19 protein-coding genes are annotated in these 20,021 nt (G+C 72.1%); 14 read left to right on the forward strand and 5 right to left on the reverse strand.

Going from position 1 to position 20,021, the window contains the following annotated elements; translation table 11 throughout:
- Positions 1–428 precede the first annotated feature (428 nt).
- The 7 genes from ACIRVK_RS36815 to ACIRVK_RS36845 all read left to right on the forward strand — a co-directional run bounded on the left by ACIRVK_RS36815 (position 429) and on the right by ACIRVK_RS36845 (position 9,325).
- Positions 429–1,577: a substrate-binding domain-containing protein gene (locus ACIRVK_RS36815; protein WP_404254996.1), complete on the forward strand. Its 1,149-nt coding sequence runs from the start codon at positions 429–431 to the stop codon at positions 1,575–1,577.
- Between the two features lie 2 nt (positions 1,578–1,579).
- Positions 1,580–3,175 carry a sugar ABC transporter ATP-binding protein gene (locus tag ACIRVK_RS36820; protein ID WP_404254998.1) on the forward strand — a complete coding sequence of 532 codons (1,596 nt, stop codon included), beginning with the start codon at positions 1,580–1,582 and terminating at the stop codon, positions 3,173–3,175.
- Positions 3,172–4,191, forward strand: coding sequence for an ABC transporter permease (locus ACIRVK_RS36825; protein ID WP_404255000.1), 1,020 nt, complete (start codon positions 3,172–3,174; stop codon positions 4,189–4,191). Before ACIRVK_RS36820 ends, ACIRVK_RS36825 begins: the two co-directional genes overlap by 4 nt.
- 102 nt (positions 4,192–4,293) lie before the next feature.
- A complete protein-coding gene (gene araB, locus ACIRVK_RS36830; RefSeq protein WP_404255002.1) occupies positions 4,294–5,976 on the forward strand; it encodes a ribulokinase in 1,683 nt (560 codons plus the stop codon).
- Between the two features lie 46 nt (positions 5,977–6,022).
- On the forward strand, positions 6,023–7,540 hold the full coding sequence (araA, locus tag ACIRVK_RS36835) for an L-arabinose isomerase (RefSeq protein ID WP_404255004.1): 1,518 nt from the start codon (positions 6,023–6,025) through the stop codon (positions 7,538–7,540).
- Positions 7,540–8,250, forward strand: coding sequence for an L-ribulose-5-phosphate 4-epimerase AraD (gene araD / locus ACIRVK_RS36840; protein ID WP_404255006.1), 711 nt, complete (start codon positions 7,540–7,542; stop codon positions 8,248–8,250). Before araA ends, araD begins: the two co-directional genes overlap by 1 nt.
- A 181-nt stretch (positions 8,251–8,431) precedes the next feature.
- Positions 8,432–9,325 carry an alpha/beta hydrolase gene (locus tag ACIRVK_RS36845; RefSeq protein ID WP_404255008.1) on the forward strand — a complete coding sequence of 298 codons (894 nt, stop codon included), beginning with the start codon at positions 8,432–8,434 and terminating at the stop codon, positions 9,323–9,325.
- Between the two features lie 15 nt (positions 9,326–9,340).
- Here ACIRVK_RS36845 and ACIRVK_RS36850 read toward each other — a convergent pair whose 3' ends face one another.
- Together ACIRVK_RS36850 and ACIRVK_RS36855 are read right to left on the reverse strand one after the other, a co-directional pair.
- Positions 9,341–9,745 carry a tautomerase family protein gene (locus ACIRVK_RS36850; RefSeq protein ID WP_404255010.1) on the reverse strand — a complete coding sequence of 135 codons (405 nt, stop codon included), beginning with the start codon at positions 9,743–9,745 and terminating at the stop codon, positions 9,341–9,343.
- Positions 9,746–9,797: 52 nt separating this feature from the next.
- On the reverse strand, positions 9,798–10,610 hold the full coding sequence (locus ACIRVK_RS36855) for an MBL fold metallo-hydrolase (RefSeq protein ID WP_404255012.1): 813 nt from the start codon (positions 10,608–10,610) through the stop codon (positions 9,798–9,800).
- Between the two features lie 136 nt (positions 10,611–10,746).
- On the opposite strand from ACIRVK_RS36855, the gene ACIRVK_RS36860 reads away from it, so the two are divergent.
- Positions 10,747–11,406 (forward strand): TetR/AcrR family transcriptional regulator, encoded by a 660-nt coding sequence (locus ACIRVK_RS36860; RefSeq protein ID WP_404255014.1) that lies wholly within the window; start codon positions 10,747–10,749, stop codon positions 11,404–11,406.
- 38 nt (positions 11,407–11,444) lie between these two features.
- The gene (locus ACIRVK_RS36865) at positions 11,445–12,530 is read left to right on the forward strand and encodes a threonine aldolase family protein (RefSeq protein WP_404255016.1); all 1,086 of its coding nucleotides are present in this window, start codon (positions 11,445–11,447) and stop codon (positions 12,528–12,530) included.
- Here ACIRVK_RS36865 and ACIRVK_RS36870 read toward each other — a convergent pair.
- The gene (locus ACIRVK_RS36870) at positions 12,427–13,197 is read right to left on the reverse strand and encodes a YoaK family protein (protein WP_404255018.1); all 771 of its coding nucleotides are present in this window, start codon (positions 13,195–13,197) and stop codon (positions 12,427–12,429) included. The genes ACIRVK_RS36865 and ACIRVK_RS36870 overlap by 104 nt on opposite strands.
- Before the next feature lie 21 nt (positions 13,198–13,218).
- Entirely contained in the window at positions 13,219–14,922 is a 1,704-nt protein-coding gene (locus ACIRVK_RS36875; RefSeq protein WP_404255020.1) for an NAD-dependent malic enzyme, read from the reverse strand.
- A 126-nt stretch (positions 14,923–15,048) separates the two neighbouring features.
- Here ACIRVK_RS36875 and ACIRVK_RS36880 point away from each other — a divergent pair, with 126 nt between their 5' ends.
- The 3 genes from ACIRVK_RS36880 to ACIRVK_RS36890 all read left to right on the forward strand — a co-directional run bounded on the left by ACIRVK_RS36880 (position 15,049) and on the right by ACIRVK_RS36890 (position 17,606).
- The gene (locus ACIRVK_RS36880) at positions 15,049–15,954 is read left to right on the forward strand and encodes a LysR family transcriptional regulator (RefSeq protein ID WP_404255022.1); all 906 of its coding nucleotides are present in this window, start codon (positions 15,049–15,051) and stop codon (positions 15,952–15,954) included.
- Positions 15,955–15,994: 40 nt separating this feature from the next.
- Positions 15,995–16,450: a GNAT family N-acetyltransferase gene (locus tag ACIRVK_RS36885; protein ID WP_404255024.1), complete on the forward strand. Its 456-nt coding sequence runs from the start codon at positions 15,995–15,997 to the stop codon at positions 16,448–16,450.
- A gap of 91 nt (positions 16,451–16,541) precedes the next feature.
- Complete coding sequence (locus tag ACIRVK_RS36890; protein ID WP_404255026.1) at positions 16,542–17,606, forward strand: NAD(+)/NADH kinase; 1,065 nt, start codon at positions 16,542–16,544, stop codon at positions 17,604–17,606.
- A gap of 30 nt (positions 17,607–17,636) precedes the next feature.
- Here ACIRVK_RS36890 and ACIRVK_RS36895 read toward each other — a convergent pair whose 3' ends face one another.
- Positions 17,637–17,831, reverse strand: a complete 195-nt coding sequence (locus ACIRVK_RS36895; protein ID WP_404255028.1) for a hypothetical protein — start codon at positions 17,829–17,831, stop codon at positions 17,637–17,639.
- A gap of 231 nt (positions 17,832–18,062) precedes the next feature.
- Between ACIRVK_RS36895 and ACIRVK_RS36900 the strand changes: the two genes are divergently transcribed.
- Positions 18,063–19,082 carry a LacI family DNA-binding transcriptional regulator gene (locus tag ACIRVK_RS36900; protein ID WP_404255106.1) on the forward strand — a complete coding sequence of 340 codons (1,020 nt, stop codon included), beginning with the start codon at positions 18,063–18,065 and terminating at the stop codon, positions 19,080–19,082.
- A gap of 62 nt (positions 19,083–19,144) precedes the next feature.
- Positions 19,145–19,768, forward strand: coding sequence for a DUF6629 family protein (locus tag ACIRVK_RS36905; protein ID WP_404255030.1), 624 nt, complete (start codon positions 19,145–19,147; stop codon positions 19,766–19,768).
- Positions 19,769–20,021: the final 253 nt, after the last annotated feature.

Raw genomic sequence — 20,021 nt, forward strand, 5'->3', positions numbered from 1 at the left:
GTCGGTGACCCCGACACGGGAGTCCCGGCGGCCGAGGAGATCCCGCACATCGTCATCCCGCCCACCCTCGTCGTCCGCACCTCCGCCACCCGTCCCCGGTCCCTGACAGAGGGAGTCTCCATGGCCTGACACCGGCGGGCCTGACGGCCCGTCACCACCCTCCGCGACAAAGGATCCACCGCCCGCCGGCACCACCGGCGTCGGTCCGGCCACCGCTCGAGCGGCTGGCCCCCGGTTCCTGACCCACCGTCAGGAACCCATCCACCGCCGTCCGTCCCCACGCGATCACCACGGCGACCACCACACCTCTCTCATCCACCGCTCCGGACTGGACCACAAGCGTCCCCGGTCTCCAGGCACCCCTGTGCCCCGGCCGGTCCGCGGGCGACATCCGCTTACCGATACGCCTAGAAGGGCGCTGATCAACGATGATCCGTACCAGACGAGCCCGTACCGTGGCCGCCGCGACCGCGGTGCTCATCTCCCTCGCCGCCGCCGGCTGCTCCAAGAACGCCGGTGGCTCCTCCTCCGGCTCGGGAGGTTCGTCGGCACCCGCGAAGGCGGCCCCGGTCACGCTGGCCGGTTCGGTCACCTTCAACCAGGCCAACCTCGCCAAGCTCGACGCCGCGCTGAAGTCCGCCCTGGCGGGCAAGGACCTGTCCAAGGTCGACATCGCGATGGTCGTCAACGTGGCCGCAGACTACTGGAAGGCCGGACAGGTCGGCTTCCTCAAGGGCTGCTCGGACCTCGGCATCTCGAAGAGCAAGTGCACCTACTTCGCCCCGCCGAACGGCAAGCTGACCGAGCAGAACTCGGAGCTGGAGACCCTGCGTTCGCAGGGCGTCACCGGCTACTCGATCTCGGCGATCGACCCGACCTCGGCCGCGGGCACCATCCACACCGACGTCCAGAAGGGCATCAGCGTCCTCGCGATCGACTCGCCGCTGCCGGGCACGGACGCCGCCTCCCTCTACCTCGGCACCCCGAACTACACCGCCGGCTTCCAGGCGGGCACCGCGATGAAGCAGGTCCTCGGCGGCAAGGGCAAGGTGGCGATCCTCGTCGGCTCGCTCACCGCGTCCAACGCCACCCAGCGCATCCAGGGCTTCGAGGACGCCCTCAAGGGCACCCAGATCACCGTCGCCCAGAAGGTCAACGACAACCTCCAGGCCAGCACCGCGACGTCGGACGCGGAGACCATCCTCGCCAACAACCCGGACGTCAACGGCCTGTACGGCGTCTACTCCTACGACGGCCCGGCGCTGGCGCAGGCGGTGACCTCGGCGGGCAAGACCGCTTCGGTGCACATCGTCTCCGACGACTCCGACGCCCAGACGCTGAAGTTCATCCAGTCCGGCGTGATCTCCGGCACCGTCGTCCAGATGCCGTACCAGCAGGGCTACACCGGGGCCTACATCCTGGCCGCGGAGAAGGTCCTCGGCAAGGACAAGACGATGGCGCTCGTCAAGCCCTACCTGGAGAAGGACGGCTCCACCCTGAGCTCCGGCGTGGGCCTGGTCACCAAGTCCGACCTGAGCGACTACCAGTCCCTCGAGTCGCAGCTCGGGATCGGCTGAGCATGACGGCCACGAAGAACGCCCCCGGCCGCGCGGTCACCGCGCGGCTGCGGGGGGTCCACAAGTCCTACGGACCGGTCCGCGTCCTCGACCTGCCGGAACTCGACCTGTACGCCGGTCAGGTGATCGGCGTGGTCGGCGAGAACGGCGCCGGGAAGTCGACGCTGATGGGCACGCTGGCCGGATCGGTCCACCGGGACGGCGGCGAGATCCTGATCGACGGCGAGCCCCTGGTGGCGGGGTCCACCGAGGCGTCGGGCCAGCTCGGCATCGCCATGGTCTCCCAGGAGTTCCCCCTGGTCGGCCAGCTCTCCGTGGCGGAGAACCTCCTGCTGGGCCGCCGTCCGCGACAGTCCAGGCGGCGGTTCCTCGTGGACCGTGCGGCGCAGCGGGCCGAGGCCGAGGCGATGCTGGCGGAGATCGGTCTGTCCGCCGCGTCGATCCCGGTGACCAGGGACGTGCGCACCCTTCCGGTGCCGACCCGGCAGATGATCGAGATCGCCAAGGCCTGGGGCCGCGAGCCCAAGCTGCTGATCCTGGACGAGCCGACCTCCTCGCTCGGCCCCATCGAGGCCGAGATGGTGCTGGGCCTGGCCCGGCAACTCGCCGAACGCGGCGGCACCGTGCTGTTCATCGGGCACCGCCTCGACGAGGTGCGCGACATCAGCGACCGCATCCTGGTGCTGCGCAACGGCAGGCTGGTCGCCGACCTCGAGCCCGCCGAGGCCACCGAGGAACGGCTGATCCGGGAGATGGTCGGCGGCGAGGTCGCCCAGGGCGAGCCGAAGGCACCGCCCGCGACGAGCCCGGTCCTGCTGCAGGTCGAGGGTCTGACCGCGGACGGCCTCGGACCGGTCGACCTGGAGGTGCGCGAGGGCGAGATCCTGGGCGTCGCCGGGCTGATGGGCTCCGGCCGCAGCCGCCTCGTCCACACGATCGCCGGCGCTCAGCCCTCGACGGGCGGCCGGATGCGGCTGGGCGGCGAGTCCTACCACCCGCGCGGCGCGGGGGACGGTGTGGCGGCGGGGATCGCGTTGATCCCCGAGGACCGCAAGGAACAGTCCCTGGTGCTGTTCGCCTCGATCCGGTCCAACGTCGTCGTATCGGTGCTCAAGCGGATCAGCACCCGGGGTCTGCTCGGCCCGGGCCGGGAGCGCGCCGAGGCGCGGAAGATCACCGAGAACGTCAACGTGCGGATGCAGTCGGTGGAGCAGCCGATCGGCTCCCTGTCCGGCGGCAACCAGCAGCGCGCCATCTTCGGCCGCGCCTTCGCCGCCGAGCCGCGCCTGCTGCTGCTCGACGAGCCGACCCGCGGCGTGGACGTGGGTGCCAAGGCGGAGATCTACAAGCTGATCGACCGGGCGGCCGAACAGGGCATGGCGGTGGTGGTCGCCTCCTCCGAGCTGGAGGAACTGCTGTGGATCTGCCACCGCATCGCGGTGATGAACCGCGGACGGGTCGCCACGGTCATCGACCGGGCCGACGCCACCAAGGAACAGATCATGACGGCCGCGGCCGGAACGTCCGCCCTGGACGCGGAGACCGCCGACCGTGACCTGCCCGATCAGGAACAACTGACGAACGGAGCCACAGCATGAGCGCGCAGAGCACGCTCGCCCCCGACGAGGTGAAGCCGAGTTCCCGCCCGGCCGTCGCCGGCCTCGCCCGCAAGCTCGCCGCCTCCCCGGAGGCCGGTGTGATCATCGCGTGCGTGCTGGTGTTCGTCGGCATCGCGGCCAACGCGGACACCTACACGGCGGTCGGCAACCTCCAGGTGATGGGGCGCGACCTCGCCCAGGTCGGCATCCTGGCGATCGGCGAGTCCCTGGTCATCCTGACCGGCGGCATCGACCTGTCGGTGGGCGCGCTGGCCGGCCTGGCCGGCATCCTGGCCGGCTGGATGAACGTGAACGAGGGTATGCCCGCACCCCTCGCCATCCTGGTCACGCTGCTGATCACGGCCGGTGTCGGCCTCTGGCACGGCATCATGGTCACCCGCCTCAACGTGCCGCCCTTCGTGATCACCCTGGTCACCTACACGGTCGCACAGGGCATGGCCCTCGCCATCACCAGCGGCTCGCCCATCAACAACCTCGACCCGATGTTCAGCAGCCTGAGCCAGTACTACATCGGTCAGATCCCGGTCCCCGCCCTGTTCTTCGTCGGCGCGGCCGTCGTCGCCTGGTTCGTACTCGAGCGCACCTACGTGGGCCGCCAGATCTACGCGGTCGGCGGCAACAAGGAGGCCGCCCGGCTCGCCGGCATCCCGACCGCCCGCCGGATCACCTCCACCTACATCGCCAGCGCCGCCCTCTCCGGTGTCGTGGGCATCCTGGTGATCGGCCGGATGAACGTGGCCGACCCCTCGGTCGGCGCGGGCTGGGAGCTGACCGCGATCGCCGCCGCGGTGGTCGGCGGCATGTCGCTGTCCGGCGGCGAGGGCCGCATCGCCGGCATCGCGGCCGGCGCCATCCTGCTGGAGTTCATCACCAACGGTCTGCTCGCGCTCAAGGTCAGCCCGTACGACCAGCAGGTGGTGCAGGGAGCCGTGCTCGGCGTCGCCATCCTGCTCGACCGGGCGCGCGCCCGCTACTTCGGCAGAAGCCGGAGCTAGCACGCCGCCCGGCTCCGCCGGTCCGGACGCGGCCGCGCCTCGGCGTCTTCAGAACATCGAACAATGAACGACATATCGAATACCTCTGTGTGGAGGAGGCTGATGGTGAACGCCGCAGACGAGACGGCCGGTGACCAGGAGTCCTACGTCGTGGGAGTCGACTTCGGGACCCTGTCCGGACGTGCCGTGGTGGTCCGGGTGCGCGACGGCGCGGAGTTGGCGTCGGCGGAGCACGTCTACACCCACGCGGTCCTCGACCGGGAACTGCCGGACGGTACGCGGCTCGCGCCCGACTGGGCCCTGCAGGTGCCCTCGGACTACGTCGACGTGCTCCGCGCCGCCGTACCCGAGGCGTTGGCGGCCGCGGGTGTGCCGCCGGAGCAGGTCATCGGCATCGGCACGGACTTCACCGCGTGCACGGTGCTGCCGGTGCTCGCGGACGGTACGCCGTTGTGCGAGCTGCCGGATCTGACGGACCGTCCGCACGCGTACGTGAAGCTGTGGCGGCATCACGCGGCGCAGGGGCAGGCGGACCGGATCAACGCGCTGGCCGCGGAGCGCAAGGAGCCGTGGCTTCAGCGGTACGGCGGGAAGATCTCCTCGGAGTGGGAGTTCGCGAAGGCGCTGCAGTTGCTGGAGGAGGACCCGGAGGTCTACCGGCGTACCGAGCGCTGGGTGGAGGCGGCGGACTGGATCGTGTGGCAGTTGTGCGGCACGTACGTCCGCAACGCCTGCACCGCCGGTTACAAGGGCCAGTACCAGGACGGCAGTTACCCGTCCCGGGACTACCTGGAGGCACTCAACCCCGCCTTCGCGGACTTCGTGACGGAGAAACTGGAGCACCCGATCGGCGCGTTGGGCGCGAAGGCCGGGCAGCTGACGGCCGAGGCGGCGGCTTGGACGGGGCTGCCGGAGGGCATCGCGGTGTGCGTGGGCAACGTGGACGCCCATGTGACGGCTCCCGCGGCCGGGGCGGTGCACCCGGGGCAGATGGTGGCCATCATGGGCACCTCCACCTGCCATGTGATGAGCTCCGACCAGCAGGGCGTGGTGCCGGGGATGTGCGGGGTCGTGGACGGCGGCATCCTGCCGGGCCTGTGGGGTTACGAGGCCGGGCAGAGCGGCGTCGGCGACATCTTCGGCTGGTTCGTGCGCACCGGCTTCCCCGCGGACTACGCGGAACAGGCCGCAGCGCTCGGCCGCAACGCCCACGAGCACCTGACGGCCCTCGCGGCCGGGCAGAAGGTCGGCGAGCACGGCCTGATCGCCCTGGACTGGCACAGCGGCAACCGCTCGGTGCTGGTCGACCACGATCTGAGCGGTGTGATCGTGGGGCAGACGCTGTCGACCCGGCCGGAGGACGTCTACCGCGCCCTGCTGGAGGCCACCGCGTTCGGCACCCGCACCATCATCGAGGCGTTCGAGACGTCCGGAGTGCCGGTCGACGAGCTGATCATCGCCGGCGGTCTGACGAAGAACGCCCTGCTGATGCAGATCTACGCGGACGTGACCCGTCGCCCCCTCGGGGTCATCGGCTCCGCCCAGGGGCCCGCCCTCGGCGCGGCGATGCACGCGGCGGTGGCGGCCGGAGCCTATGCCGACATCCAGGCGGCGGCCCGGTCCATGGGCAAGGCGGACCGGGGCGTGTACCAGCCGGACGCGGAACGCGCGGCGGCCTACGACCGGCTGTACGCCGAGTACCGGGAGCTGCACGACTACTTCGGGCGGGGCACCAACGACGTCATGCACCGGCTGCGCCGGCTGCGCGCCGAGGCCTCCGCCTGACCAGCCCGCGATCCCGCCATCTTGTGATCTTGTGAAAGGAACGTCCATGACGACACATGCCCAGCCCTATGACAGCCAGGAGGTCTGGTTCCTCACGGGCAGCCAGCACCTGTACGGGGAGGAGACGCTGGCGCAGGTCGCCCACCAGTCCCGGCAGATCGCCGAGCGTCTGGACGAGGCCGCCGAGATCCCGCTGCGGATCGTGTGGAAGCCGGTGCTCACCGACGCCGAGTCGATCCGGCGGCTGTGCCTGGAGGCCAACTCCTCCGACGCCTGCGCCGGGGTGATGGTGTGGATGCACACCTTCTCCCCGGCCAAGATGTGGATCGCCGGGCTCAGCGCCCTGGACCGGCCGGTGCTGCACCTGCACACCCAGTACAACCTGTCGCTGCCCTGGTCGAGCATCGACATGGACTTCATGAACCTCAACCAGGCCGCCCACGGCGACCGCGAGTTCGGGCACATCGAGTCCCGGGTCGGCGTCAGCCGCAAGGTGGTCGCCGGCCATGCGACGGACCCCCGGGTCGTCGGCCGGGTCGCGGCCTGGGCACGGGCCGCCGCCGGGCGGCAGGCGGCCCGCTCCCTGCGCCTGGCCCGCTTCGGCGACAACATGCGCGAGGTCGCCGTCACCGAGGGCGACAAGGTCGAGGCCCAGTTGCGCTTCGGCTACTCGGTCAACACCTACGGAGTCAACGACCTGGTCGCCGTGGTCGACGCCGTCGAGGACAAGGCGGCGGCCGAACTCGCCGCCGAGTACGTGTCGTCGTACGACGTGGTGCCCGCGCTGCGGCCGGGCGGCATCCGCCACGACTCCCTCCTGTACGCCGCCCGCCAGGAACTGGGCCTGCGCACCTTCCTCACCGAGGGCGGGTTCACCGCGTTCACCACCAACTTCGAGGACCTGGGCGGGCTGCGCCAGCTGCCGGGTCTCGCGGTGCAGCGGCTGATGGCCGACGGGTACGGCTTCGGCGGCGAGGGCGACTGGAAGACCTCCGCGCTGCTGCGCACCCTCAAGGTGATGGGCGCCGGCAAGGAAGGCGGCACCTCCTTCATGGAGGACTACACCTACCACCTCGGCCCGGGCGAGCCCCGCATCCTGGGCGCCCACATGCTGGAGGTGTGCCCCTCCATCGCGGCCGGCCGCCCCAGCCTGGAGATCCACCCGCTGTCCATCGGCGGCCGCGAGGACCCCGTCCGTCTCGTCTTCGACGCCGCTCCCGGCCCCGCCGTCGTGGTGGGCCTGTCGGACGTCGGTGACCGCTTCCGGCTGACCGCGAACGCCGTCGACGTGGTCGCCCCCAGCCAGCCCCTGCCCCATCTCCCGGTCGCCCGGGCGGTGTGGAAGCCACGTCCCTCCCTGGCCGAGTCCGCGGAGAGCTGGCTGCTGGCCGGCGCCCCCCACCACACCGTCCTCAGCTCCGCCGTCGACCTGGAGACCCTCACCGACTTCGCCGCGATGACCGGCGTCGAACTGCTCACCATCGACGAGAACACCACCACCGACCAGTTCGCCAAGGAGATCCGCTGGAACGCCGCCTACCACCGCCTGGCCCAGGCCCTGTGATGGCGAGCCTGCACGAAGAGGTCCTGGCGGCCAACCTGGACATCCCCAAGGCCGGTCTCGCGACCCTGACCTGGGGCAACGTCAGCGGCGTCGACCGGGAGGCCGGGGTGTTCGTCATCAAGCCCTCCGGCGTCGCCTACGAGAACCTGACCATCGACGACCTGGTGACGGTACGGCTGTCGGACGGCGCGGTCGTGGACGGCCACCTGCGCCCCTCCACCGACACCGAGACCCACCGCTGTCTCTACCTCGCCTTCCCCTCCGTCGGAGGCGTCACCCACACCCACTCCACGCACGCCGTCGCCTTCGCCCAGGCCCGCCGGGAGATACCGGTGCTCGGCACCACCCACGCCGACACCTTCAACGGGCCGATCCCGTGCACCCCCGACCTCACGGCGGAGCAGTGCGCGGTCGACTACGAGTACAACACCGGCCGCGTCATCGTCGACATGCTCAAGGAGGACGACCGGAAGGCCGTCGAGGTCCCGGCCGCCCTCGTCGCCAACCACGGGCCCTTCACCTGGGGCGCCACGGCCCGCAAGTCCCTGGAACACGCGATCATCTGCGAGGCCGTAGCCGACATGGCCCTGCACACCCTGTCCCTGTCCCCGACGGCACCCCCGCCCCCGCACCTCCTCCAGCGGCACTACACCCGCAAACACGGCCCCGACGCCTACTACGGCAACCCGGACGCGACGACGTCCGGCTAGCGAGGGCCGCTTGGCCTCCAGTTGCTCTGACCGCATCGAGGGGCGGCGGTACCGGGATCGCCGGTACCGCCCCTGCCGCGTTCGGGCCGTTCGCCGGACGCCCGCCCATTGCGTGGGGCGGGAACAGCGGCCATTATCAGGATTCCTGTTATTTCAACGTTGTAGGGACAGGTGTGCAGTCATGCCGTTCAGCCCCGGAATCCAGGCGCGAGCGATCCAGTTGCTGCTCGGCCGCGTGATGAGCCGCGTGCACAAGGACCTGCGGTTCACCGACATCCCGAAGCGCACCGAATCCCTTCGGGTGGAGACCGGCGCCGGTCCGGTGACCTGCACCGTCTACCGTCCGCCGACGACCGCCGAGGCGCCTGCCCCCGTGTACGTCAACTTCCACGGAGGCGGTTTCGTCGTCGCCCGTCCCGAGCAGGACGACCACATCTGCCGCTATGTGGCAGCCAAGGCCGGCTGTGTCGTGATCAACGTCGACTACGCCGTCGCCCCGCAGCGGCCGTTCCCCGCACCGGTCACCCAGGCGTACGACGTCACCGCATGGGTCGTCGAGAACGGCGCCGCCCACCAGTGGGACGGCTCACGGCTCGCCGTGGGCGGACACAGCGCCGGGGGGAACCTGACCGCCGCCGTCTGCCGGCTGGCCCGGGACCGCGGAACCTTCACGCCCCGGCTGCAGATCCTCGACTCGGCGCCGCTGGACCAGCTCGCCGACCCGGCGACCAAGCAGTCACCCATCGCCAAGCCCCTGCTGACACCCCAGCTCATGCGGATCTTCACCGCGGCCTACGTCCGCGACCCGGCCGACCTCACTGATCCGCTCGTCTCGCCCGGCCTGGCCGACGACCTCGCCGGACTGCCGCCCGCCCTGGTGCTCACGGCCGAGTACGACCGTCTGCGCGAGGAGGGCGCGAGCTATGCCAAGGCCCTCGAAGCCGCCGGCGTACCGGTGACCGAGCGCCTCTTCGAAGGGGTCGACCACTACTTCACCCACACCGGCCCGGTGCCGGCCGGGAAGGAGGCCATCGACCTGATGGCCACCGCTCTGCGCACGGCACTGAACGACTGACATCGACGGGTGGGGTCAGCGGCCGGGCACGGCCGGCAGGCCCTCGGTGTACTGGGCGGTCCCGAAGCCGAAGGACCAGTCCTGCGGGCCGTTCTCCATGATGCCGACGAAGACGTCCTCGCCGGCGATCCCGAGGGGTTCCAGCTGCTTGGCGATGGCGCGGAAGACGCTCTGCTTGACCTCGGTGCTGCGCCCCGACCGGGTGAAGATCTGGATCATCACCAGCCGGTCGCTGCGCTCGAAGCCGAGACCGGCGTCGAGGGCGATGACGTGGTCCGCTTCGTGCTCGGTGATGACCTGGAACCGGTCCCGCTCCGGGAGGGCCAGATCGTCCACGAGCGCGCGGTGCGCCGCGTCGGCGATCGCCCTGATGTCCTCGGGGCGACGTCCCCGGATGAGGTCGATCCGTAAGAAGGGCATGCGTGTCTCTCCTTGATCGTCGGTGACCGGCCTGTCGGCCGGTGTCGGTGGTTCAGCTGGGCAGTCGCACCCAGGTCCCGTGGGGCGCCGTGCACAGCAGTGAGGACAGTCCGGCCTCGTGGAAGGCGAGTTCGATCTCGGCGAGCCCTTCGGAGAAGTGCGCCCAGCCGTCGTAGTGGGCCGGGATCACCGTGTCCGCGCCCAGGACGGCCGCCGCCGCGGCAGCCGCGCGGCCGTCCAGCGACAGGGGGCGGCCGTCGAACTTCGCCGGCACGCGGGCGGCTCCGGCGTGCAGGACGGCCACGTCGACGTCCGGCACCCGGCGGGAGATCTCCGCGACCGTGCGGATCGAGGCGTTGTCGCCGCTGACGTACACGGTGGGCAGTCCCTGCCCGGTCAGCACGAACCCGGTGACCTCGCAGTTGACGTTGCCGTCGGCGTCGCGTTCGCCGTCCTCGGGGCCGTGGACCGCGGGGACCGCCAGCACGGTCAGCTCACCGCCGCCGTCCGCACGGGGCACGGAGTGGCCGGTCCACGGCGGGAGACCGACGGCGGCAGGTCCGAGCCGTCCTGCGGCCACCGGCCCGGTGAGCACCAGCGGGGCGGCCTTCGCGAACGCGCGGCCCCGCTCGTCGAGGTTGTCGGGATGCGCCTCGTGGCTCACCAGCACGAGGTCGACCGGCCCCAGCGCGTCCTCGTCGAGGGCGGGCCCGGCCGTCTTGGTGAGGTATCCCTGGGGACCCGGCTCGTCGAAGGTCGGGTCGCTGACGATGCGCAGACCGCCGAGGTCGATGACGGCCGTCGGCCCGCCCAGCACGGTGATCGCGGCTTCCTGGCGGGGGACGGTCCCGGTTGTCTCACTCACCCGACCGACGCTAGTGACCGCCGCGCCCGGTGGGAAATGCCTGGTGCTGCCCGCCCATGAACGCCGGACATAGATTCGGGTCAGCGGCGGGCGAGGGCGAGCCCTCCGGAGCATTTTCGATACAACGTACCGTACGATGACCCGCGTGCCCCGCCATTCCCCGTCCCTCGACCGCGCCACCCCCGAGCGCATCGCCGAAGCCGCCCTCGGGCTGGTCGACGAGTCCGGCCCCGAGGCCCTGACCTTCCGCGCCCTGGCAGCGCGGCTGGAGATCTCCCTCGCCTCCCTGCAGCGGCGCTGCACGGACCTGGCCGGACTGCTCGACCTGTGCGTCGACCACGTGGCGGCCCGACTGCCCGAGGTCGAGCCCGGCACCGACTGGGCCACCGCCACCGAGACCCGGTTCACCGCGCTGTACGAACTGCTCGCGGCCCGACCTGGACTGCTCGCCCTGCGCGGAACGCGGCCGTGGCTCGGCCCGCACCTGCTGGCCCGCCTGGTGGAGCCGCAGCTCGCCGACAGCCTCGCCGCCGGAATGACCCCGCGGGCGGCGATCACCGCCTATCGGCGGATGTATCTGCTGACCCTCGGCAGCGCCGGTTTCGTCGACCACCGCGATCCGAGGAGCGCCCAGGCCGCCACCCGCACGGCGTTGGCCGCCCTCGACCCGGAGGACTTCCCGCTGCTGACCGGCCACCTGGCCGCGATCGTGCCCGCCCTGACCGACCACGAGGTCTACTACGGCGCGCTGCGCCAGCTCATCCATGCCGCGGACCCGCGCCACCCCGCCGCATGACCCGCGATCACCGACACCCCGCCGCGAGGACCAGGACCATGAGCACGATGTCACCCCCAGCACACGTCTTCAGCAGTGACAACACCGCCGGCGCCTCCCCGGAGATCATCGAGGCCGTGTGCCGGGTGGCCGCCGGGCAGGCCCTGCCCTACGGCGCCGACGACAGCACGGCCGCCGTCCGGCGCCGCCTGAGCGAGGTCTTCGAGCGCGAGGTCGACGTCCTGCCGGTGTCCACGGGCTCTGCCGCGAACGCGCTGAGCCTGGCCGCGCTGACCCCGCCCTGGGGCAGCGTGCTGTGCCACCGCGACAGCCACATCAACAACGACGAGTGCGGGGCGCCGGAGTTCTACACCGCGGGCGCGAAACTCGTCCCGCTCGAGGGCGCCGACGCCAAGATCGAGCCCGACCGGCTGCGCGCGGCCGTGCGGCACAAGGCCGGGGACGTGCACAGCGTGGAGCCGTCCGTGGTGAGCGTCACCCAGGCCACCGAGACCGGTGCCGTCCACACCCTCGAGGAGATCCGCACCCTGGGGGCCATCACCAAGGAGGCCGGGCTGCGCCTGCACATGGACGGGGCGCGCTTCGCCGGAGCAGTCGCCGCCCTCGGCTGCGCCCCCGCCGACATGACCTGGCGGGCCGGCGTCGACGTGCTGTCCTTCGGGGCCACCAAGAACGGCACGATGACCGCCGACGCGATCGTCGTCTTCGACCGCTCGCTCACCGCCGAACTGTCCTTCCGCGCCAAGCGCGCCGGACAGCTCGCGTCCAAGATGCGGTTCCACGCGGCGCAGCTCGACGCCTACCTCACCGACGACCTGTGGCTGCGCAACGCAGCCCGCGCGAACGCGATGGCGGCTCGCCTCGAAGCGGGCCTGAAGGCCATACCGGACGTGGGACTGCTGGGCGCCGCCGACGCCAACATCGTCTTCTGCCGGCTGCCGCAGCCTGTCATCGACGGACTCCTCGCCGACGGCTACGCCTTCTACCACGACCGCTGGGAGCCCGGCGTCGTCCGCTTCGTCACCTCGTTCGCGACCACGGCGCATGACGTCGACCACCTCGTCGACGCCGTCCGCAGGCTCGCCGACCGACCGGCCCCCGCGCCCGCCCGGCGAACACGGTGACCGCCACGGCCACGGCGAGTGCCGCCACCGCCGCCAACGTCCACCGGGTGCCGTACAGCCGCACGGCGAGCGCGCCCAGTGCGGCTCCGGCGACCAGGGTGAGGACGCTGAGGGTCTGGCGGCGGGACGTGGCCGGGTCACGTTCCTCCGCGCGGCCGGCGATCAGGCCCGTGAGCGTGCTCGTCATGACCGTCGTCGTCAGGCCGGACACCCCGAGCCGCTTGACCGCCGCGTTCTGCATGCCCAGCGCCACCGCGCACAGCAGGATCGGCAGCAGCGCGGGCGCCTCGACGCTGTCGTACGACCAGGCCGGCGCCGCCGGCACGAACAGCGCCGCCTCCAGGGCCGCGCACAGCCCGAGCAGCGTCCGGTGGTTCACCCGCCGGGGCGCCACCGTACGGACCAGCAGCGCGCCCACGACGAAGCCGCCCAGAGCCACCAGCGGGCCGGCGGGGGAGGTCCCCGGTGCGCCCGCGAGTGCCAGGCCGCCGAGGACGAGGTTGCCGGTCATGTTCGCCACGAACACATGGCCGAGGCCGAGCAGGCTGACCGCGTCGATCACACCGCTGAGCAGGGTCAGCGTCAGCAGCGGCGGGAGGAGCCGGTCGTCGTCGCGGGTCCCGGCCCGGCGCGCCGGGACCTCTGGGGCGGTCGTCTCGGTGGTCATCGTGAGCGGACTCCCCGTCGCTCAGACCGCGACCACGGGTCGGTACACCGGCTCCCACATCGCCTGCCGCACCCGCTCCTCGATGGTGTCGTCGACGTTCTCCCGCGCGACGCCGTCCGCGGCCGCGGCCCGGGCCACGGCGACCGCCACAGCACAGGACGTACGTCGCAGGTCCCTGGTGTGGGGGAGGAGGGAAGCGCCCTGCTCGGTGGAGTCGACCTGCTCGGCGACGGCGTGCGCCGCGGCCGAGAGCATCGCGTCGGTGACCCGGGTGGCGCGGGCGACGATCGCGCCGAGACCCAGGCCGGGGAAGACCAGCGCGTTGTTGGCCTGGCCGATCTCGTAGGTGACCCCGCCGCTGGTCACCGGCTCGAACGGGCTGCCCGTCGCGACCAGCGCGCGACCGTCGGTCCAGTCGAGCAGTTCGGAGGGCACGGCCTCCGCCAGCCGGGTCGGGTTGGACATCGGCAGGATGATCGGGCGTTCGGTGTGCGCGGCCATCTCCCGGACGATGCTCTCGGTGAAGGCGCCGCCCTGTCCGGAGGTGCCGATCAGCACGGTGGGGCGGACCCGGCGGACCACTTCCTCCAGGGAGATGCCCTCGACCTTCGTGTCCCGCTGCCAGTCGGTGACCTCCTCGGCGGACCGGGCGTAGGGGGCCTGGAAGTCACGCAGCCCGTCCTGGTCGCGGGTGATCAGGCCGTAGCGGTCCACGGCCCAGAAGCGGGCGGTCGCCTCTTCGCGGCTCAGGCCCTCCGCGACCATCGCGTCCCGCATCTGGTCGGCGACGCCCATACCCGCCGTACCGGCCCCGAAGACCACGACCCGGTGCTCGGGCAGCGGCGTCCCGCTGGCCCGTACGCCGGACAGCACGGCGGCGAGGTTCACCGCGCCGGTGCCCTGGATGTCGTCGTTGAAGACGTAGTGCTCGCCCCGGTACCGGTCGAGGATGCGGCGCGCGTTGGCCGTCCCGAAGTCCTCGAAGTGCAGCAGCGCGTCCGGGAAGAGCCGCTCCGCGGTGGTGAGGTACCGCTCGATGAACGCGTCGTACGTCTCCGTGTCCACCCGGGGATGACGGTTGCCGAGGTAGAGGGGGTCGTCGAGGAGCTGCTCGCGGTTGGTGCCGACGTCCAGGACGACGGCCAGGGTGCGCGCCGGGTCGATGCCGGCCGCGGCGGTGTACACGGCGAGCTTGCCGACCGAGATGTCGATGCCGCCCACGCCCCAGTCGCCGATGCCGAGGATGGCCTCGCCGTCGGTGGCCACGACCAGGTCGACGTCCTCCGCGCTCAGTCCCGAGGCGCGCAGGGCGCGTTCCATGTCCTCGGGGGCGTCGACCGACAGATAGATGCCGCGCGGGCGCCGGTACTCGGTGCTGTAGCGCTCGATGGCCGTGCCGACCGTCGGCGTGTACACGATGGGCAGCATCTCCGAGAGGTGGTCGCTCAGCAGCCGGTAGAACAGCACCTCGTTGCGGTCGTGCAGGGCGGTCAGGTTGACGTGCTTGGCGAGGTCGGTGGGCTGGGCCGAGTACTGGTCGTAGGCCCGCTTCGCCTGCTGGTCCAGGGTCAGCACCCGCGGCGGGATCAGGCCGTCCAGGCCCAGGTCCCGGCGTTCCTGTGCGGTGAAGGCGGTACCCCGGTTCAGGCGGGGATCGGCCAGGACGGCACGGCCCCGTGCCGAGGTCTCGAAACGGGTGTCGTGCGCGTTCCACTGGGTACTCATCGTCGCTCCGTGACGTGTCCGGGATCGCGACCGTCGGTCGCCTTGCCTCTCCCAGGGTGGCGCCCCGGCTTCCATGCGTCCAATGCCTGGGTGTGCGGAAATCCATGCATCAGTAACATGGGTCGCATGGATGTGCAGGTACTGCGCTGTTTCGTCGCCGTGGCCGACGGAGCCACCGTGACCCAGGCCGCAGCTGAGGCGCATCTGACGCAGCCTGCTCTGTCCCGGGCGCTGCGACGCCTCGAACACGAGGTCGGCGCCGAGCTCTTCCAGCAGGTCGGGCGGGTGCTGCGGCTGACACCGGCCGGGCGGGCGTTCAAGGAACACGTGGACGCGGGACTGGAACGGCTCGACCGCGGCCTGCGCGCGGTCCACGAGACCGTGGCCCCGGAAGCGGGCCTGATCCCCCTCGCCTTCCTGCACTCCCTCGGCACCTGGCTGCTGCCGCCGCTGATCACCGGATTCCGCGGGCGTTTCCCACTCTCCCGGTTCGAGTTGCGCCAGGGGAGTGAGGTCGTCCTCGTCGAGGCCCTGCTGGACGGGACCGCCGACCTGCTCCTGACCGCCGGCGACCCCGGTCACCCCCTGATCACCTGGCGCCGCCTCCTGGTCGAGCCGCTGTGGCTGGCCGTGCCCCCGGGGCACCGGCTGGCCCAGCGTCGGCGCGCGCGGCTCGCGGAGGTCGCCGAGGAGCCGTTCATCCTGCTGCGGCACGAGCAGGGCCTGCGCTCCGTCACCGAAGCGCTGTGCGGGCAGGCCGGTTTCAGCCCCCGGGTCGGCTTCGAGGGGGACGAGGTGGCGACCCTGCGCGGCCTGGTCGGCGCGGGACTCGGGGTCGCGCTCGTCCCGCGCCCGCACGCCGACCCGCAGGCCGGCGGACCGTCGTACCTCCAGGTCACCGACGTGGAGGCGGCCCGGGACATCGGCATCGCCTGGCTGACCTCGCGCACCCTGCCGCCGAGTTCGGGGCGGTTCTTCGACCATGTGCTGGAACACGCGGCGTCGGTGGCCGACCAGGAGATCCAGGTTTAGGCCCGACGGCGGCCAGGGCCCGGCCGATAGCATGTTGATCATGGCGGAGTGGGAGATACGGCAGGCCCTCCCGGCTGACGCCGAGGCGGCGGCCGAACTGCGGGCGACGGTGATGCGGGCCGACCTGGAACGGCTGGGGCGCTACGACGAGCACCGTGTGCGGCAGCGGCTGCTGGACCGGTTCGTCCCGGCGCACACCTGGGTGATCGAGATCGGCGGCGCCTTCGCCGGCTGCGTGGCCCTGCGTCCGGCGGACGACGCCCACTGGCTGGAGCACTTCTACCTGGAGCCCGGCCTTCAGGGCCGCGGCATCGGTACGGCCGTGCTGGGCACCCTGTTCGAGCGGTGCGACCGCGACGCGGTCCCGGTCCGGCTGAACGTGCTGCAGGGCAGCCCCGCCCGGCGCCTGTACGAACGGCTCGGCTTCCGGGTCGAGAGCGAGGACCCGGTGGACGTGTTCATGGTCCGCGATCCGGCTCCCGCCCTCGTGGGGTGATGCGTGCAGGAGGGCACCGTGGCGGGCCCCCGGGAAAGCTGTGACCATGACTCGGAGCCCGTAGACGCATCAGCGCAGCCCGGGAGGCGCCATGCCGATCAGCCGGTTGGGACTCGTCGTGCACGGAGGCCGTCCCGAGGCGGTGTCGGGCGCGCGGACGGTGCGCGAATGGTGCGCGCGACGGGACATCGGCTGCGTGGACATCGACGTGTGGCAGGGGCAGGGCAGCCGTCGCGGCGGCCGGGAGGAGGTGCGGGCCGCGGGCAGCCCCGACCTCATCGTGACCCTCGGCGGGGACGGCACCTTCCTGCGCGGCGCGCGCATCGCGGCGAAGAAGAACATCCAGGTCCTCGGTGTCGACCTGGGCAAGGTCGGCTTCCTGACCGAGACCGCGGTCGCCGACGTCGAGCGGGCGCTGGACGCCGTGCACGCCGGCCGCTCGGAGTGCGAGGAGCGGATGACACTCACGATGCGGGCGTCGAAGCCGCTCGAGATGCCCTCCGACATGGAGCAGATCCTGTGCTACGGGCGGGGCCCGGCCCTGCCGCCGCCACCGCCCCGGGAGGCCGGCCCCGACGACGACTCGTGGGGCGTCGCCCTGGACGTCACCGCGCTCAACGACATCGTGGTGGAGAAGCTGGCCCGGGACCGCCAGGTCGGCGTGGGCGTCTACATCGCCGGCCGGCTGCTGGCCTCGTACTCCGCCGACGGCCTCATCGTCGCCACCCCGACGGGCTCGACCGCCTACAGTTTCGCCGCCGGGGGACCGGTGCTCTCGCCCCGCCTGCGGGCGGTGGTCTTCACCCCCGTCGCCCCGCACATGACGTTCAACCGCACGGTGGTCGCGGCCGCCGACGAGCCGATCGCCCTGCGCGTGCTCCCGCACTCCGGGCGGGCCGCGGTGAGCGTCGACGGACAGCCACGGGGCGTTCTCGACCCCGGGGACTGGATCGGCGTGACGGCCGCCCCCGAACCGCTGCGCCTGGTCAGGCTCACCGCCGCCGACTTCTACGGCAGGCTGCGCGAGCGCATGCGCCTCACCGACGCGCCCGCCACAGCCGCGGACGGCGAGGCGGCACCGCTGTTCCGGCCCGGCGGTCCTCTCCCGGAGGACGTACGACACCTGCGGCTGCCACCGCCTCCGGCGCAGCACTGACGGATGGCTCGGCCGCCGGCGGCGTTTCCGTCACAGGCCCAGGTCGGCGGCCAGGCAGGAGAAGGACATCCACGAACCCTCGGGGTTGTACGCCTCCCTCGCCGGGTCGTGCGGTGTGGCCGGCTTCTCCTCGACCATCTGCTCGTAGCGGACGCGCTCGGGCAGCTTGCCGAACCGCGCATGGCGCGCGGCCGCAGCGCTGTCCGGGGTGCTGTGGCTCTCCATGGTCGACCTCCGCTCACTGCTTGGCGGATCGAGGCTTCTCTCCGCCTGCCACGGCAGGTTCGCACCGTGCCGCGTCACCTGTCAAGCAGGTGACGCCCGACTGGTACCTCGCGCGCTCTACTAGTGCGCGCTACCCGAGTACGATGTCCCCGGTTCCGCTGGACCGTCGCTGAGGTGGCGGCGTCGAAGGATGGTCCACAGGTGGATGCAGCGAGCAAGCAGCGGCCCACGATGGCGGACGTCGCCGAGAAGGCCGGCGTGTCGCGGGCGCTCGTCTCGATCGTGTTCCGCAACCAGCCGGGCGCGAGCGAGGAGACCCGTGAGCGGGTGCTGCGGGTAGCCGACGAGATCGGCTACCGTCCCGACAGCGCGGCCCGGCTGCTGGCGCGCGGCCGCAGCCGCACGCTCGGCGTCATGTTCACCGTGCAGCAGACCTTCCACACGAACCTGATCGAGGGCATCTATCCCGAGGCCGAACGCCTCGGCTACGAGGTGCTGCTGTCCGGCGCCACCCGTGGCCGCAGCGAGGAGAAGGCCGTCGAGGCGCTGCTCAGTCACCGCTGCGAGGCGGTGATCCTGCTCGGCTCCTTCGCCGAGCCCGCCTTCCTCGACCAGTTGGGGCGCCGTACGGTCGCCGTCTCCGTCAGTCGCCGGGTCCCGCACGCCCAGGTCGACTTCGTGCACTCCGCGGAGGGCAAGGGCGTGCGCCAGGCGATGGACCACCTGGTCGAGCTCGGCCACCGCAGGATCGTGCACATCGACGGCGGCCGGGGACCGGGGTCGGCCGAGCGGCGGCGCGCCTACCGCGCGGCGATGCGCCGGCACGGGCTCGAGGCCGAGGAGCGGGTGCTGCCCGGCGACCACACCGAGGAGTCGGGCATCGAGACCGGACGCCTGCTGCTGGCCGAGCGCGACCGCGGCCGGCCGCTGCCGACGGCCGTGCTCGCCGGCAACGACCGTTGCGCGATGGGCCTGTTGATGCCGCTGACCCGGGCCGGCGTCGAGGTGCCCCGGGACCTGTCCGTCGTCGGCTACGACGACAGCCACCTCTCCCATCTGATGCCGATCGGCCTGACGACCGTACGGCAGGACGCGGTGCTCATGGCCGAGCACGCGGTCCGGTTCGCGGTGGAGCGGCTGGAGGATCCCCAACGGGAGCCCCGGGAGGCCGTGGTGGACCCCGAGCTGGTGGTGCGGGGGACCAGCGGGCCGCCGCCGGCGGACCGGGCCGACGGAGCGGGAGCGGCCTGAAACCGCCCCGGCCGACCGGGCCGCCGGTGGCACGGCGGCAGGCCGGACGTCATGGTGGAAACATGTGCTGGAGCGCGACGGCCGATCTCGTCGCCGGCGCCGGGATCGCCGGCGTCGGCGCGACCTGTGCGGCGCGGGCGCGACGGGTGAGCGAACTGCCGCTGGCCGCGCTGCCGTTGCTGCTCGGCGTCCATCAACTGGTGGAGGCGTGGGTCTGGCACGTCGGGGGCGGCACCGGTCCGGCGACCGTCGTCTGGACCGTGATCGCCCTGCCCCTGCTGGCGGTGTGGGTGCCGATCGCCGTCGTCTGCGCGGATCCCGGGCCGGTCAGGGCCCGGTCGGCCGTTCCGCTGGCGAGCGGTGTCGCGACGGCCGCCGTCCTGTCGTACGCCGTCGCCACCCGTCCGGTGCGCGCCGAGATCCGGGGACACACCGTCGGCTATGTTCTCGGGCTGACGCATGCGGGCGTTCTCGTCGCGGGCTATCTCCTGGCCACGGTCGGCGCGTTGCTGCTGGCGGGCGACCGGTGGCTGCGCGGGCTCGGTCTGCTGGCCGGGGTGGGTGCGCTGGTGTGCTGGACCCTGTGGCGGCTGGAGTTCCTCTCGACCTGGTGCGCGTTCGCGGCGGTGTGCTCGCTCGTGGTGTTCGGGTGGGTGGTGCGCCCGGAGCCGGCGTATTCCCGCTGACGGTGGTGGTGTCGCTACGGGGACCGGTGGTCCTGCGAACGGGAGGGACCTGGCTGCGTCTGGTCACGTGCCGCAGGGTGGGGTCATGAACGCCGGTAAGTCGTCACAGATCCACAGCCGTGTCACGCCCCTGCGCCGCCTTCGTGGCGGCCTCTACGTCTCACGCGGAAACACCGCCCCCGGCCCGCAGCGGCGACACCCGGAGGACACCCCCGATGGGAAGCCGGACGCGGGCGAGGCCGCCGGGACCTCG

This window comes from Streptomyces sp. NPDC101152 (assembly GCF_044768275.1).
Taxonomy (GTDB): Bacteria; Actinomycetota; Actinomycetes; order Streptomycetales; family Streptomycetaceae; genus Streptomyces.